Annotated in this window: 9 protein-coding genes; 3 read left to right on the top strand and 6 right to left on the bottom strand. The window is 68.9% G+C overall.

What is annotated here, in order from left to right; translation table 11 throughout:
• The first annotated feature begins 202 nt into the window (after nucleotides 1–202).
• The 3 genes from EV653_RS34330 to EV653_RS34320 are packed head-to-tail and all read left to right on the top strand — an operon-like array spanning nucleotide 203 to nucleotide 2,173.
• Nucleotides 203–757, top strand: a complete 555-nt coding sequence (locus EV653_RS34330) for a carboxymuconolactone decarboxylase family protein (protein WP_134109213.1) — start codon at nucleotides 203–205, stop codon at nucleotides 755–757.
• Complete coding sequence (locus tag EV653_RS34325; RefSeq protein ID WP_134109211.1) at nucleotides 754–1,614, top strand: RNA polymerase sigma-70 factor; 861 nt, start codon at nucleotides 754–756, stop codon at nucleotides 1,612–1,614. Before EV653_RS34330 ends, EV653_RS34325 begins: the two co-directional genes overlap by 4 nt.
• 40 nt (nucleotides 1,615–1,654) lie before the next feature.
• Nucleotides 1,655–2,173, top strand: coding sequence for a GNAT family N-acetyltransferase (locus tag EV653_RS34320; protein ID WP_134109209.1), 519 nt, complete (start codon nucleotides 1,655–1,657; stop codon nucleotides 2,171–2,173).
• Nucleotides 2,174–2,263: 90 nt separating this feature from the next.
• Here EV653_RS34320 and EV653_RS34315 read toward each other — a convergent pair whose 3' ends face one another.
• From EV653_RS34315 to pheS, 6 genes are all read right to left on the bottom strand, one after another.
• On the bottom strand, nucleotides 2,264–7,996 hold the full coding sequence (locus EV653_RS34315) for an Ig-like domain-containing protein (RefSeq protein WP_238160623.1): 5,733 nt from the start codon (nucleotides 7,994–7,996) through the stop codon (nucleotides 2,264–2,266).
• 104 nt (nucleotides 7,997–8,100) lie between these two features.
• Nucleotides 8,101–10,311, bottom strand: a complete 2,211-nt coding sequence (locus EV653_RS34310; protein ID WP_134109207.1) for a hypothetical protein — start codon at nucleotides 10,309–10,311, stop codon at nucleotides 8,101–8,103.
• Nucleotides 10,308–11,291 (bottom strand): glycosyltransferase family 2 protein, encoded by a 984-nt coding sequence (locus EV653_RS34305; RefSeq protein WP_134109205.1) that lies wholly within the window; start codon nucleotides 11,289–11,291, stop codon nucleotides 10,308–10,310. Before EV653_RS34305 ends, EV653_RS34310 begins: the two co-directional genes overlap by 4 nt.
• 46 nt (nucleotides 11,292–11,337) lie before the next feature.
• A complete protein-coding gene (locus EV653_RS34300; RefSeq protein ID WP_134109203.1) occupies nucleotides 11,338–12,879 on the bottom strand; it encodes a gamma-glutamyltransferase in 1,542 nt (513 codons plus the stop codon).
• A gap of 4 nt (nucleotides 12,880–12,883) precedes the next feature.
• On the bottom strand, nucleotides 12,884–15,523 hold the full coding sequence (locus EV653_RS34295; RefSeq protein WP_134109201.1) for a phenylalanine--tRNA ligase subunit beta: 2,640 nt from the start codon (nucleotides 15,521–15,523) through the stop codon (nucleotides 12,884–12,886).
• Nucleotides 15,523–16,632, bottom strand: coding sequence for a phenylalanine--tRNA ligase subunit alpha (pheS, locus tag EV653_RS34290; protein WP_134109199.1), 1,110 nt, complete (start codon nucleotides 16,630–16,632; stop codon nucleotides 15,523–15,525). The genes EV653_RS34295 and pheS overlap by 1 nt, the downstream gene beginning before the upstream one ends.
• Nucleotides 16,633–16,818 lie beyond the last annotated feature (186 nt).

Raw genomic sequence — 16,818 nt, 5'->3', positions numbered from 1 at the left:
AATGAATATCCAACCACTCTCGAGTCGTGGAAGAAGAGCCCCGCCCCTCGCTCCGCTCGGGGCGGGGAAAGGAGAGGGAGCCCGCGTCCGCCGGGGTCGGATGGCGCAGGGCTCCAGCCAACCACGGGTTGTGACGTGCGTCATGTCACGCGGGGTGGGGTGGCGGGTGTCCAGGGAGGGACGACGGACTTTGGAGGGTGAGATGGCTCGGATCGGGTTGGAGCATCGGCGGGGATGGGTTGTGCGGCTGGCGGAGTGGGGTAGTCGGCGGAAGTACGGGACGGTGCTGGAGCCGGGGCAGGCGGCGCTGCATAACCGGCGAGTGCTGGCGTCGATGCTGCTGCTGGAGGGGTCTGCGGCTCGGTGGAACAAGCTGGACCCGGGGCTGAAGGCGCTCGCGGTGATGGTGACGTCGGCGCGGATCGGGTGCAGCTGGTGCATGGACTTCGGCTTCTGGGAATTCCACCATCAGGGTGTCGACCAGGCGAAGCTGCGCGATGTGCCAGGGTGGCGGGACAGCGACGTCTACTCGGATCTGGAGCGCGCGGTGATGGACTACGCCGAGGCAATGACGGCGACCCCGCCGGAGGTCACCGATGAGCAGGTCGAGCGGTTGCGCGCGGATCTCACCGATGAGCAACTGGTCGAGCTCACCTCGCTCATCTCGCTGGAGAACTACCGCTCCCGCACGAACGCCGCCCTCGGGCTGACCAGCCAGGGCTTCAAGGAGACCTGCGAACTGAGGCCGGTCAAATGACCGAGGAGCAGCTGGCGAGTGAGTTCGCCGAGCATCGGTCCGTGCTGGTCGGCGCGGCGTACCGGGTCGTCGGCAGCGTGAGCGACGCCGAGGACGTGGTCCAGGAGGCGTGGCTGCGGTGGACCGGCGTCGACCACGACGAGGTGCGCGACACCCGCGCCTACCTGATCCGCATCACCACCCGGTTGGCCCTGAACCGGCTGCGCGAGCAGAAGGCCCGACGCGAGCAGTACGTCGGCCCCTGGCTACCGGAACCCCTCGCGACGGACGACGACCCCGAGGCAGCGGTCGAGATGGCCGACTCGGTCAGCATGGCGATGCTCGTCGTACTCGAGACGCTGTCCCCACTCGAGCGGGCCACGTTCGTACTGCGTGAGGTGTTCGATCTCCCGTACGACGAGATCGCGGACACGCTAGGACGATCCGAGCCCGCCGTACGGCAGCTCGCCCACCGCGCCCGCGAGCACGTCCAGGCGCGGCAGCCGCGGCACCACGTCGACAAGGCGCGCCATGACGAGGTAACGATGCGGTTCATGCAGGCGGCCGGGTCGGGCGACTTCGACCAGGTGGTCGCACTGCTCGCGCCGGACGCCGTCCTGATCAGCGACGGTGGCGGCAAGAAGAAGGCGGCGCTCCGGCCGATCCACGGTGCGGACAAGATCGCGCGCTGGCTGTTCGCGGTGATCGCGGAGAACCCGGGCTTCGAGATCCGGATGGGCACGCTGAACGGCGAGATCGCCTACATCGCGTACGACGGCGAGGTGCCGGACACGGTCGCGTTCCTGAAGACCGAGGACGGGCTGATCAACGAGCTGTACCTGATCCGGAACCCGGACAAGCTGGAACACATCCACTGAGCCGTAGACTATCTGCAACTCAGTCGCAGATGGAGGTGCGGTGAAGTACCTGGTGATCGACTCGGACGAGGCGCTCGACCCGAGCTTGCGGGCAGACCTGCTGGACACCTGGGTCGCGGCGACGAACGCCGGCGGCGCGGTCGGCTACACGCCGCCCGCGCCGGTCGAGCGGATCGCCGAGAACCTGGACGGCGCACTGGGCCGGGTCGCAGCCGGGTTGGACCTGCTCGGCGTGCTGCACACCGGTGAGCGGTACGCCGGGATGGGCCTTCTCGTCCGCTCGGGCAGCACGCTGAACGCACACTGGCGCACCGTGTTGCGGGTGATGGTCCACCCGGGCCACCAGGGCAACGGCGCCGGCCGCGTGCTGATGGAGGGGTTGCGCGGGTCGGCGGTCGACCTCGGCCTCGAGCAGCTCCAGCTGACGATCCGCGACGGGCTCGGCCTGGAGAAGTTCTACGGTCCCCTCGGCTACCGCGTCGTCGGCACCCATCCACGCGCGATCCGCGTCGCCCCCGACGACTACCGCGACGAAATCATGCTGGTCAAGGACCTCTGACAGCGGATCGCCAGGCCATCACAATCGGGCGGCCGCGGCGCCGGTCCGCGACGCGTCACCCTGCCGGTGGGATTGTGATGGCCTGGGGATTCACCGTCGCGTGCGGGCTAGGGCGAGAAGGGTGGCGCCCAGCACTGCCAGGAGGGTGCCGAGGGTGAGGACGATCGCGGGCGGGCCGCCTGTTGGTGGGAGTTCGGCGCGGTTGAGCGGGCGACTGACCTCGGTGGGCTGGGCGCCGACGGTGACCTTGACCGGTGCGGTGGCGTCGCCGATCTGGTAGGTCGCCTTCGCGGTACCGATGAAGGCTGCGGCCGGTTTGAGGGTGACCGTTCCGTCGCCGGCGACCGACCAGGTGCCAGCGCCATCGGTGACCTGCTTCGCGCAGGAGCCAGTGGTGGTGCGGAGGCAGACCGAGCCCGGTTCGATCGCTCCGCTGTCGTTGAGGAGCGGGTTGACGACGACCGGGTTGCCCGGCGTACCGGTCGCCGTGTCGGGCACTGCCTTGGCGAGCAATGGTCCGGCGACTGTCACGTCGAGCAATGCGGTGTCGGATGTGCCGTTCGCATCGGTGACGCGGTAGGCCAGCGATCGCGACGTACCTATGAAGTCCTTGACCGGGGTGAACGTGACGGCACCGTCTGCACCAACCGCATATGAGCCTTCGCGCGGCACCGCGACGGACTTCTTCTCCTTACCGTCGGCCGGGTCGCGCAGTACGACGGAAGCCGGTCGGAGCGGTGCAGACGGATCGCCGGGTTTGTCGTTGTCGAGGACCGGCACCACGACCGCCGTACCGAAGGCTGTGTGGGCGTTGTCGTCAACGGCGACCGGACGCACCGGCGCGACTGTGACGGTGATAGTTGCGCGGGCCGAGTTCTCGTTCGTGTCCTTCACGTCGTACGCCGTCGGTCGCGCGGTGCCTGTGAACGTCGCCACCGGCCGGAACGTGATCTTGCCGCTGGCAACCACGTACGTACCCTGTCCGTCGACGCTCACCTGATCCAGCAACGCGCCGCCAGGTCCGACCAGGAGCAGCGAGTCGGGGGCAAGCGTCGCGCCCGGGCCCGGTTTGTCGTTCGCGAGCGGGTCCATCGTCACGGCGACATGCTGCTTGGTCCGCGCCACATCCGGCATTGCCACCGGCCGATCCTGCACCGTGACCGTCAACGTGGCTGTACCGACCGTCCCGTTGCGGTCGGCAACCTGATACCCGACAGGAACCACCACGCCCGCGAACCCGTCCACGGGCGCGAACTGGATCGCCCCGGTCGGCTGCACGGTGAACGTCCCCTCCCCCGGCACAGCCAGCGTGGCCACCGGATCCCCGGTCGCCGGATCAACAAGATGTACGGCGCCCAACGGCGCACTGGCATCACCCGGCTTGTCGTTGGCAAGCACGTCGATCGTCACCGGTGTCCCGTACGGCGTCGTCGCCGCGTCGTCCGCGATCACCGGCGTAACCGCCGCGACCGTCACCGAGACCAACGCGCTCGCCGTGTTCCCAGTGGTGTCCGTGACCCGATACGCGACCGAGACGACACCGCGGTACGCCGGCTCGGGATCGAACACGAGCTTCCCGGATACGACCGAGAACACACCCTCTCCCGGGATCACCACCTTGCCGCTCCACGAACCGCTATACACCTGCAAGCTGGTCCGATCGAACTGCGCACCCGTCCCCGGCTCGTCGTTCGCGAGCGGATCGACGGTGACCGTCACGTTCTGCTTGGTCTCCGAAGTGTCGGCCACCGCCGACGGCCCCTTGCCGACGGTCAGCACCAGCAGACCTTCCGCGGTCGTCCCGTTGCCGTCGGCAATCCGGTACGTCGTCGGCGTCGTCACACCCTGGAAACCCTTCGCCGGTGTGAACGTGACCGACCCGTCGTCGCCGGCGCGGTAGATCCCCTCGCCGGCCCGCATCAGAGTCTTGCCATACTGGCCGGCTGCATCCTTCAGCACGAGGCTCGACGGGACCAGCGGCGCCGACGGATCACCCGGCTTGTCGTTCGCCAGTACGTCGACCGCGACCACCTGCCCGTACGGCGTGATCGCCGAGTCCCCGATCGCGACAGGCCGGACCGGCGTCACGGTCATGCTCAACGTGGTGGCCGCGTAGTTGCCGTCCGAATCCGCGACCCGGTAGCGGACCGCGGCGGCCTTGCCCTGGAACGCCGGCAGCGGATCGAACTCGATCGCGCCGCTCGGCTGCACGGCGTACGTCCCCTGTTTGGCAACCGTCAGCTTCTTGACGTACCCGTTCGCGTCGAGCAGACCGACCGAACCGCGGTCGAGCGTCGCGTCGGTGCCCGGGACGTCGTTGGACAGCACGTTCACCGTCACGGTCACGTTCTGCAGAGTCGACGCGGTGTCGGCGACGGCGAGCGGCGGCTTGCCGACCGTGACGGTCAACCGAGCCGTCGCCTTGGTGCCGTTGCTATCGGCAACCTGGTACGTCAGCGGCGTACCAGGACCGCGGAAGGTCGCCGCCGGATCGAACCGGACCACTCCCCCAGCCGCCGTGTACTCCCCCTCGTTCGGGATTCTCACCGATGCCTTCGGCAACCCGTCGGCAGGGTTGACCAGGAGCAGACTGCCAGGCACCAGCGGCGCCGACGGGTCGCCCGGCTTGTCGTTCGCGAGCACCTTGACCGTGACGGTCTTCCCGTACGGCGTTCGCGCGGTGTCGTCGGCCGCGACCGGCGTGATCGGGGTGATCGTGACCGTGATCGTCGATCGCGCAGTCTGACCGAACCAGTCCGAGATCCGGTACGTGACCTTGGTTGCCGTACCGGTGAAACCCGGCAGGGGGTCGACAGCGACCGTGCCGTCGGGATTGACCTGGTAGTCGGCCTGTCCGGGGACCTTGACCAGCTTCTTCAGCGAGCCATCTGCCGGATCCACGAGGGTGAGGCTGAGCGGATCGAGTCCGGACCCAAGCCCGGCGGTGTCGTTACCCAACGGCTTCACCTGCAGCGGGAGGTTCTGTCTGCCGGTCGCCGTGTCGGGCGCGGCGGTCGGCGCGGGCGGCTTGGCGACCGTAACGGTCAACGCTGCCGAGGTCGTCGTACCGTTCACGTCCGAGACGCGGTAGGTGACGGGCGTCGCGGCGCCGGTGAACTTCGGCATCGGATCGACCACGACCTTGCCCTCCGGCGTGGTCGTGTACTTCGCCTGGCCGGCGATCACCACCGTTGCCTTCGGCTCCTTCGACACCGGGTCGATCAGCCGCACGCTGCTCGGCACCAGCGGTACCGCCGGGTCGCCGGCGTCGTCGTTCGACAGCACCGGCACCGTCACGTTCGTGTCGTACGCTGTACTCGCCGTGTCGTCGGACGCATCGGGCTGAACCTTGGTCACCCGGACGGTCAACGTCGACTTCCCCAACGCATCGTTGCTATCCGCAACCTGATAGGGAATCGCGGTCGCAGTACCGTTGAAGGTCGGCAACGGCTCGAACAGCACCTGGCCGTCCGGCTTGACCGTGTACTTGCCCTGACCTGTGACCACCAGACTCGTCAACGGATCCCCGTCGGACAGCGCCAGCAGCCGCACGCTCTCCGGCTTCAGCGCAGCACCGGTCGGACCGGGCTTGTCGTTGTCGAGGACCGCGACCACCACCGAGCGACCCTGCAGCGTGGTGATCACATCCGGGTTCGCCACCGGCGGCCCGGGCGCGTCGACGGAGACGGTGAGTACGGCGCGCGCCGGGGTCCCGTTCTTGTCGAGCACCTGGTAGGTCAACGGCGTACCAACGCCCTTGAACCCGTGGATCGGTTGGAACGCCACCTCGCCCGCCGCGACCAGATAGGTCCCCTGTTGCGCGATCGTCACCTTGTCGACGAGCTGCCTGCTGCCCGGGTCGACGAGTCGCAGCGTGCTCGGGACAAGAGGTGCGTCGGGCGAACCAGGTAGGTCGTTGTCGAGCACGGGGACGACGACGTCGGTGTCGAACGCGGTCGAGATCGAGTCGCCGTTGGCGGTCGGCGTGACCGGCGTGACCGTCACGGCGAGCGTCGACTCGGCGGTCTGGCCGGTGGTATCGATGACTCGGTAGCCGATCGACGTACCGACGCCGATGAACTGCGGTTGCGGAACGAAGTCCACGCCGCCGTCGGGCTTCACCACGTACTCGCCCTCGCCGGCGATCACCACCTTCTTCTTGAAGATGGCGTCGGCCGGATCGCGCAGTACGACGGAGTCGGGCTCGAGTTGCACGCCCGCCGCGGCGTGGTCGTTCGCCAGTGGTTTGACCGACACACTCATGTTCTGCGGGGTGGTCGCGGTGTCGGGCATCGCTACCGGTCGATCCGGGAGCGATACCGTCACAGCGAGCTCGGCGGTGGCGGTGATGCCGTTGCTGTCGGCAACGCGGTACGTGACCGGCTTGGCCGAGCCGACGAACCCGGGGACGGGCTCGACGCGGATCGTCCCGTCGGACTTGGCGACGTACTTCGCCTGGCCGACGACGTTCACCATCTCGACGCATTTGCCGCCGTCAACGAGACAGAGGGTCGCGGGTGCGAGCGGCGCCGACGGATCGCCCGGTTTGTCGTTGGCGAGCACCGGAACGATGACTGCTGTGTTGAACGCGGTCGTCGCGGTGTCGTCGGTCAGCACTGGCGGAGGCGGCGGTGTGATCGCGAACGGATAGTCCTCAACCTCACCCGAATCCGCCGCGCCGGTCGGCTTCTCGATCTGTACGTCGTTGTAGCCGACCCGCACGCGCGCGTACGACGCGCCCGCCTTGGGCGCGATCTCCGACCACCTCAGCGTGACGGTCGTCTGCTTCGCGGCAAAGGGGGCACAGGCTCGCTCACCCGGCTCGAACGTCCCGTTGACGTTGAGGTCGATCCACGCGCAGGCGCGACCGGCCTTCGACGTACCGGCGAGCTGCAGGTCGGCGGAGTACGTCGTCTGGTTGGTGTGAAGCGGCTTGAAGACGACGCCGTCATCGGCCTGATCAGGTGTTGCCGGACCGGTCGTGCCGTTCGCAACATCGGCGTTGTCCTCAGTGACGTCCTTCCCGAGCTGTACGTCGCTGAGCACCGACCAGGCGGCGCCGTACGACGCCGGCGCGTCCCCGAAGTCCTCCGGCGTCGACGCAACGATCGAGAACGCGTCACCGGAGGACGCATTGTTCATGGGTGGGAGCTTCGGATGCTTCGTGAACTGCGCAGTGACGGCGAAGGCGAGCTTGTCGACGATGCCGTTCACCCGGACCGATCCGCACGCGGCGGTCGCGGAGGTATCGAGACCGGATGGGGACTTCGTGTTGACGCAGTTCGGGCCGGCGTCATGGTTAGCGGCGCTGATCGTGTCGCTGGTGACGGCGAGATTGTTGCCTTGCCCAAGTTTCGTCAGGCTGAGGCCCGCGGTCGTCAGCTTGAGGACCGAGTGCAACTCGGACTGGGCGATCGGCTTGCCGCTGTCGGTCCGCGTGACGGAGCCGCCGATGCCGCCGAAGTGCAGGACCGGGTTGCGGACGGGCTGCGAGAACGCGATCGTCACTGTGCCGCGATCGCCGCAGCCGCCGGTGGACGCGCAGTCGCCGGTGTTCACGACGACGTCCTGAGCCGGGACGTTCTTGCCGATCGCGGGCCGATAGGTGGTCGGGCCGGTGCCGCGGAAGCCCGCGGTGGTCGGATCGCCGAGCTCGGTCTGTCCGCTCGCCGTGATCGTCTGGCGCAACCCTGAACCGGGCATCACCGCGGTGGCAGCCGAGGTGAACGGCGTCGCCGGCACCTCGTAGGCCGTTGCGGTGATAGCGCCCAGGCTCAACAGAGCGGTGGCAAGAAGAATGGCCCCGGGTCGGGTAGCCCGCATGTGTCCCGCCCTCCCGAGCAATCAGGGTGCCGAAGTGCATCGGCCGCGGGCGGGCGGACCTGCGTAGACGTAACGGTCTGCGCCGACACAATGTTACGGGAAGTTCACTCTCCGAGTTCGTAGATCAGAACCTTGCCGATGCTGTGTCGGCGGACGGCGAGCCGGTCGAGGGCGGGCGAGATCGGGCCGTTGCGTGCGTCGGCGTACAGCCAGCGGACGTCGTACTCGGTTCGCAGCTGCCGGAGTACTTCGGGGGTCGGCGCGGTGAGGGCTTGGTTGGTGAGGGCGACGCGGTCCGGCCAGGGCGACGGCTGCTCGGTGTAGCGGCGGCCGCCGTTGCCTTGCTTGGCCATCGCCTGGTTCGTATACGCCCAGCCTTCGATCAGGGTGCGTCGACCGGCGATCCCGCTGACGAGGTACCCACGCGCATCGCAGCCCGGCGCCGTCGTACCGGCCGGACGGCACCAGGTGTTGGTCGCGACGACGTCTGCCGGGGCCGAGTTCTCGCCGAGCCACAGGGCTGCCTCGGCCTCATCCGGATAGACCCACCAGCGCGCGGCCCGGTACGTCGGCGCCTTCTCGGTGTCTCCGCGTACGGCGCTCTGCAGGAAGGAGCTGATCGGTGCCGTCGACAACAGCACGAGGACGACGAACATGCCGCCGCCGGCTTGCCGGAAGAACAACCGCCACGCCACGAGCAGTACGAGCGTGATGCCGAGGACCACGAGCAACATCCGCGTGCTCGACCACAGCTGCCGACCGGTCGATGCGGCCGGCACACCACGCGCCCAGACGAGCATGCCGGCATACACGATCGAGAGTGCGAAGGCAGCGATCGCTATCGGGACCGGCCGACGGGCCGCGCGTGCACTGGTCGCTGCGAACCAGCCGGCGCCGGCCAGGCTGAACGGCGCGGCGGTGTAAACGAAGTACGACTCGCTGACCGACGGATGGTCGATCAGCAGGTAGCCGGCCCAGCCCGCGATCATCGCGCCGAGCAGGAACCATGCGACCGGCTCCTTGCGACCGACAACGCCGAACCCGGCCCAGGACATCGCCTGCAGAGTCAGCAGTAGACCGAGCAGCAGGCTGAGCGTGCCGATCACGTGTCCGTGCGCGAGCGCCGGGAGGATCAGACCGCCGTCGCCTGGTTGAGTGGTGTCGCCGGTGGCCGCTGTGTAGACGGGCAGCGACTTCAGAACGGCGAGGAACTGCAGCCGCGATCCACTGGTACTCCCGGCAACGGTCAGGAAGGTCAGTGCACCTACTAGCAGCAGTGCGACCGTCGTGCCGACCAGACGCCACGGCAGACGCCGCGTGGTGATCAGGAGGTACAAGGCGGCCAGTCCAACTGCTGCGACAAGCAAGGGGAGCACTGTGGGCTTCGAACCACCGCCGACGATTGCGACCGGCGCGATGAGCAACCACAACCACTTAGTGCCGCCCTTGAATAGCAGCTCGATCAGGAAGACCGCTACCGCGACACCGGCGACCATGCCGAACGTCTGCGACGGACTGAGCAGGCTGACTGGTGGTGCGAGGTTCACGCTCGTGTCGACGAGCAGGAACAGTTGCGGGGCGGCAAGTGCGAGAGCCGCAAGTACGCCAGTCCACCACGTGCGGCTGACGATGCGGGCCAGTGTCGCGCAAACGAGCAGTGAGACGACGAGCCAGGGCAGGACCCACAGCCGAAAGAGCACGACCATCGGAGTCAGTCGGGTGGTGTCGACCGCGGCGGCCATGTCGGCGTTCGCGAACCAGTGGTACTCCAGCCGCTCCCCCACCACCTGCGGGATCTCGGGCGGCACCGTCCGGGTCAGCTCGCTCACCATCGACAGGTGGTAGAGAAGGTCCGGGTAGTAGGCCTCGCCGTTCGGCGGCATCGGGTGATAAGCCATCACTCCGAACGTGGCCGCACCCATCATCACCGCAGCCGAGACAGCGAGACCCCAGGTCCAGGCGGCCGGTAGCGGTTTGGGATCGGCAATCCGCCAATAGCTGCGCCCGAAGATCGCGAAGCCGGCCAGGACGATCGCCGGCCAGACGATCAACCAGCGTTGCCAGCCGAGCGCGGTGAAGATCGCCCAGCCGATCAGCTGCCAGGTTGCGCCGACGACCGAGCCGAGTCCGAGATCCTCGGCCCAGTTACCGGTACTGCGCCAGGCCGCGCGGAGCAGGAGCGTGCCGGGAAGCGCGATCGCCACCGCGAAGTACGCGGCGTACTTGATCAGCGGACCCGGTCCGACATCACCCAGCGAAACGAACCCGCCGGCTGCCACCAGGATCGGCAGCAGCCACGGAAGCGACCTCTTCATCTGTCAGACGGGGCCTTGTGGTGCAGGGGCTCCTGATGGCCGTGGTCGCCGAGGCTGTCGTACCCGACGAGGAACTGCGGTCTGCGCTGACTCGACTGGAACAGGCGCGCGACGTACTCGCCGAGCAGCCCGAGACACAGCAACTGGATCGCGCCGATCACGCTGACCGCGAGCACGGTCGACGTCCAGCCGGGGATGCTCCGCCCGGTCAGCTTGATCACCAGCGCGCCGACGACGAACAACCCGGACATCGCCCCACCGAGCAGCCCCAGCCACGTCGCCAGCCGCAGCGGCGCGGCGGAGAAGGCGGTCACGCTGTCGAACGCGAGCCTCAGCATCTTCGAGAAGTTGTACTTCGTCGTACCGGCGGCCCGCTCGGCCCGGACATACCGCACCTCGGCGCTCGGGAAGCCGAGCCACGGGATCACCAGGCGGAAGACCCGCCCGTCGTCCGGCAGCGCGTTCACCGCATCGACCACGCGCCGCGTCACCAACCGGAAGTCGGCCGCGTCGAACGGGATGTCCTTGCCGACCAGCCGGCACATCAGCCGGTAGTACAGCCGGGCGCTGGTCCGCTTCGCCCACGAGTCGCTCGAGCGATCGGAGCGGACGCCGTACACGACGTCGACGTCCTGCTCGTTCACCGCTTGGAGAAACTCCGCGATGACCTCCGGCGGATCCTGGAGGTCGGCGTCGATCGTGACGACGTACTGACCACGCGCTCGACGGAACCCGGCCGACTGCGCGGCTTGGTGACCGCTGTTGCGGAGCAGCCGGACAACGCGGAGCTGCGGCCAGTCCTCGGCGGCCGCGAGCAGCAGCTCCGCAGTCTTGTCCCGGCTGCCGTCGTCGACGACGAGCAGCTCATAGGTGATCCCCAGACCGTCGAGCAGCGGGTGCATCCGCTCGAAGAAGATCGGCAGCACCTCCTCCTCGTCGTACATCGGTACGACGACGGAGAGCTCGGGATGGTCCCGCATCGGGTCACCTTTCGGGTCTGAGGTGGCTGACCTTAACAGCGTGCGGTCAGGGGGAAATCGCCACCGCGCCGGTTCGGCGGGGGTCGCCGACGGCGAGCAAGCCTTCGGTCGGGTCCCAGAACGCGGCCGCGACGCCGCCGAAGTACATCGAATGCGGCGGCATCGGGCGGGTCGGGAGCGACGTCGAGCCGGAGACCGGGAGGTCGTCCTCGTAGTCGACGATGATGTCCTCGCGGACGCGGACGTGCAGGCGCGGGTGCTCGACGGCTTCACGGAGCGACAGGCCGCCGTGGGTATAGAGCGCATAGACCTGGGCGAGCGCGGTCGGGATCCGGTCCGAGCCGGGTGAGCTGATCGCGAGGACGGCGCCGTCGCTGTCGCGGCGGGCCACGCTCGGGGCCATGTTCGAGGTGAGGCGGGTGCCCGGCGCGAGGCTGTGCGGGCCGCCGTGGAGGAGCTCCTGCTCACCGAGGGCGTTGTTGAGCCAGATGCCGGTGCCCGGGGTGAGTACGCCGGAGCCGTAGCCGGACGAGACCGTGATCGCGCAAGCGTCACCCTCGTCGTCGACGACCGAGACCGTCGCCGTGCTGGGCGAGGTCAGCGCGCGCAAGTCGCCGGCCGCGGCCAGGTCGAGCAGCTTCTGGCCTTCGAGCCGCCGTACATCTTCTTCGTCGAGCTCCGCGAGCCGGCGGCCGAGCACGGCGTGCTGCACGTCGACCAGTCGCTCCAGCTCGAACTGGTTCCAGCCACCGTCGGCCGGTACGCCGTCGAGCAACGCGAGCATCGCGGCGGCTGCGACTCCCCCGACGGCCGGCGGCGGGTTGGTCGCGAGGCGCCATCCGTTCTGCTTGACGACAAGGGCCGGACGGACGACGGCCTCGTACGCCGCGAGGTCCTCGGCGGTCAGGATGCCGTCGTTCGCGGCCATGTCGTGGATCAGGAGTTGCGCGAGCCGGCCGGTGTACATGGTCTCGGCGCCCTCGCGGGCGATCAGCTCGAGGGCTTCGGCGAGCTCGGGGATCACGACCGTGCTGCCGGCCTTGATCACCTCGCCGTCCTCGTCGTGGACAACGCCGTGGCTGGGTTGGTGCCAGCCGAAGATGATCTCGTGGGTGAAGCCCAGGTAGTACCCCGAGGTGCGGCTGAGCGGGAAGCCGTTGCGGGCGACGTCGATCGCCGGCTGGACGACCTCGCGCCACGCCGCCTTACCTGCCCGGCGATGGGCCAGGTCGAGCGCCTTCATCCCGCCAGGCGTGGCGACGGAGCCGTGGCCGACGGTGGTCGTCGTACCGCCGCCGTAATCGGTGGTGATGTCCCAGACGCCCTGGCCGAATCGCTCGCTGGGCAGGCCGCGGCCGGGCATCTCGACCCAGCCGTCGATGGTGATCGCCTCACCACCCGCGACCTGCAAGGTGACGAACCCACCCGACGCCGGCGACACCACGCCGATCTCGTTCACCATCGTGACCAGGGTGGCCGCGATGGCAGCATCCACCGCGTTGCCACCCTCGGCAGCCACCCGCACCCCAGCCTCGGCCGCGGCAGCGTTCGGCGCCGCAACCGCCACCCTGGGGTGATGGCCACTCATGACGTCAGCCGACCCGTTGGACGGCGTTGAAGCGGTCGACGGCCACTTGGACGGCGGCCTGCCGCGCGGCGGCGACCTCGCTCTCCTTGAGAGTCCGGTCAGGTGCCCGGAAGCGCAGCGCGAACGCGAGCGACTTCTTGCCTTCGCCGATCTGCTCGCCGGTGTACACGTCGAACAGCCGCACCGACTCCAACAGCTCGCCCGCGCCCTCGGCCAGCGCAGCCTGCACGTCCGCCGCGGGCACGTCGGCCGCGACGATCAGCGCCACGTCCTCCTTGGCCACCGGGTACGACGAGAAGGGGTGCGCGGTGATCGACTCGGGACCGGCCGCGATCAGCGCTTCGAGATCGAGCTCGACCGCACTCGACCGGGCCGGCAGGCCGAACGCCTGGCAGACCTTCGGGTGCAGCTCACCCGCGTGGCCGACGACCTTGCCGTCCGGGCCGCCGATGGCGAACTGCGCGCACCGGCCGGGGTGCCACGGCGCGAGCTCGACGTTCGTCACGACCGGCTCGACGCCGACCGCCGACGCGATCAGCCGGGCGATCTGCACCGCGTCGGCCCAGCCGGCCGGACGGCCCTTGCCCCACCAACCGGTCGGGGTCCGCAAACCGGTCAGCACTACACCGATATGCAGCGGCTGGTCCGGGAGCGCGTCGTACAGCGATTGGATCTCGGCGTCGCTCGGGCGGTGCGCGACCGACGGAAGCGGCGCGGGCTTCGTCTCCGCCTTCGGAAGGAAGACGAGCCCGGTCTGGAAGATCGCGAGATCCGTTGCCCCGCGGCCGACGTTGCGCTCGGCGGTGCGCAGGAGCGTCGACAGCAGCATGGTCTGCATCGACGGCTCTTCGTCGGAGATCGGGTTGACCAACTTCACCGTCGTACGGCGTGGGTCGTCGGCGGGCAGACCCATCGCGTCGAAGTCGGCCTCACCGGTGAACGGGTACGACACCACTTCCGTCAGCCCCGCACCAACCAGCGCGGTCGCCACCTTCCGCCGGCGCTTCTGCGAAACAGTCAGCCCCTGCCCACCAGGCGCGGCCGGCAGGATCGACGGCACATTGTCGAACCCGAACAACCGAATAGCCTCTTCGGCAAAGTCATTAGGATCCCGCAAATCCGGCCGCCACGACGGCGGGGTAACAGTCAGCAGATCATCACCCACGAGCTCAGCCGCCACCGCCGACCCACCGGCCGCCGCGCCGCCTTCTGCTTCCCCCCGCGCCGGCCCGGCCGCAGGCCGGGCCGGCGCGGGGATCACGAGCGCTGGGGCGTGAACGCCTGCCGCGAGCGGCGCGGGCACCGCGTCCGCAGCCGCGCGGTCGACCGTGCATCCGACCGACCGCAGATGCTGCAGCGTCTCCTCGATGGTGATTGGAGCACCTGCCACCCGCGCTGCGTGGTCGGCTCGGATGGTTACCGGCTCGGGCAGTGTGTGGGTGTCTACGACGGTTTCTTCGGGGAGGATCGTGCCGCCCGCGTACTCGCCGAGGAGGTCGGCTACGCGTTGGGCGGCGTACCTCGGGAGCAGTGGGTCTACCTCGCGCTCGAACCGGCGGGATGCCTCCGACGACAGCTTGTGCCGGCGGGACGCGCGCGCGATCACGATCGGGTCGAAGTGCGCGGCCTCGATCACCACGTCGGTGGTCGCGTCGGAGATCTCCGTGGACGCACCGCCCATCACGCCGGCGACACCGATCGCGCCGGAGTCGTCGGTGATCAGCAGGTCCTCGACGTCCAGTTCGCGGGTCTGGTCGTCGAGCGTCATCAGCTTCTCGCCGGCGTTTGCCCGGCGTACGACGATCTCGCCGGACAGCCGCGCCTTGTCGTAGGTGTGGATCGGCTGACCGAGCTCGAGCATCACGTAGTTCGCGACGTCGACCCCGATCGAGATCGGCCGCATCCCGGACGCGAGCAGCCGCTTCTGCATCCACCGCGGCGACAACGCCTTGGCGTCGATCCCGGTCACCGTCCGCGTGACGAACACGCTGCACGCCTCGGGGTCGTCGACCCGCACCGGGTAACCACCCGAGCCGGACCCGTCCAGTGCCAGCTCCGCAGGATCCTTCAGCGCAACGCCGTACGCCGTCGCTGCCTCGCGCGCGACGCCGCGGATCGACAGGCAGTACCCGCGATCCGGCGTCACCGCGATATCGAGCACGTCGTCCTTCAGCGCGAGCAGCTCGATCGCGTCGTCACCCGGCGTGGCCTCGCCCGGCTCCAGCACGACGATGCCGTGCGTACCGTCGTCGCCCAGGCCGAGCTCCTGGCTCGAGCAGATCATCCCGTTGGAGACATGCCCGTACGTCTTCCGCGCGGAGATCGCGAAGCCGCCGGGCAGCACCGCACCCGGCAGCACGACGACCACGAGATCGCCGACCGCGAAGTTGTTCGCACCGCAGACGACCCACTGCGGCTCGTCCTTGCCGATGTCGAGCGAGCACCAGCGGATCGTCTTGCCGTTCTTCTGCGGCTCGTCCTCGAAGGTCAGCACCTTGCCGACCACGAGCGGACCCGTCAGGTCGGACTCCTCGACGGTCTCGACCTCGAGGCCGGCCCGGATCAGCTTCTCCCCGACGTCGCGGCCGGTCACCCCGGCTGGGAGGTCGACGTACTCACGAAGCCATGACAGTGGGACCCGCATCAGATCTCCATCCCGAACTGGCGGCTGAACCGCACGTCACCCTCGACCATGTCCCGCATGTCCTCGACGCCGTTGCGGAACATCAGCGTCCGCTCCAGGCCCATGCCGAAGGCGAATCCGGAGTACCGATCCGTGTCGATGCCGTTGGCCTGCAGGACCCGCGGGTTCACCACGCCGCAGCCGCCCCACTCGATCCAGCCCTCGCTGCCACAGGTGCGGCACGGGCGGTCCGGGTTGCCGACGGACGCGCCGCGGCAGACGAAGCACTTCAGGTCGACCTCGGCCGACGGCTCGGTGAACGGGAAGAAGTTCGGCCGGAGGCGCGCCTCGAGGCCCTCGCCGAACATCGAGACGACGAAGTGGTCGAGCGTGCCCTTGAGGTGCGCGAGCGTGATGCCTTCGTCCACGACCAGGCCCTCGACCTGGTTGAAGACCGGCGTGTGGGTCGCGTCGAGCTCGTCGGTGCGGAACACGCGGCCCGGGCAGATCACGTAGATCGGGGGCTTGCGGCTCAGCATCGAGCGCGCCTGCACCGGCGAGGTGTGGGTGCGCAGGACCTTCCCGGAGCCGGCCGGCTCGACGAAGAACGTGTCCTGCATCTGCCGCGCCGGGTGGTCGGGCTGGAAGTTCAGCGCGTCGAAGTTGAGCCACTCGGCCTCGACCTCGGGACCCTCGGCGACGTCCCAGCCGAGCGCGGTGAAGACATCCGCGACCTGCTCGGAGATCAGCGAGAGCGGGTGCCGCGCGCCGAGCTCGGGGGTGTGCCACGGCAGCGTGACGTCGACACGCTCGGTGGCGAGCATCTGCTCCTCGTGCTCGGCCTCGAGGACGGCCAGCCGGGACGCGAAGCCCTCGTTGATCGCCTTCCGGGCCGCGCCGATCCGCTGACCGGCCTCCTTGCGGGCCTGCGGCGGCAGCGCGCCGATCTCCCGGTTGGCCAGCACGATCGGCGACTTGTCGCCGAGGTGGGTGGACTTGGCTTCCTGCAGGGCAGCCAGATCGGCCGCCTCGGTAAACGCCTTCAGCGCCTCGTCGCGGGTCCGCTCCACCTCTTCGGCATGCAGCGGCGTCACTTCGACCGGGTCGTAATCAGTGTTGGGACCGGACATGGCTCGCTCTCAATTCGGAACTTCTGCGAATTGCAGTCTAGAAACCCGAACCCCAAGAGCGTGAATCGGCTGTCCACAACCCCACCCCACACCCACACACCCACCCCCGCGCCCACACCCCACGCCCACACCCCACGCCCACCCACACGCCCACCCACACGCCCACCCCCGCGCCCACCCCCGCGC

Origin of the sequence: Kribbella pratensis, from assembly GCF_004365355.1 — a bacterium.
GTDB lineage: Bacteria > Actinomycetota > Actinomycetes > Propionibacteriales > Kribbellaceae > Kribbella.
Note: the sequence above shows the minus strand (reverse complement) of the source record. Positions and strands in the feature narration are given on the sequence as shown.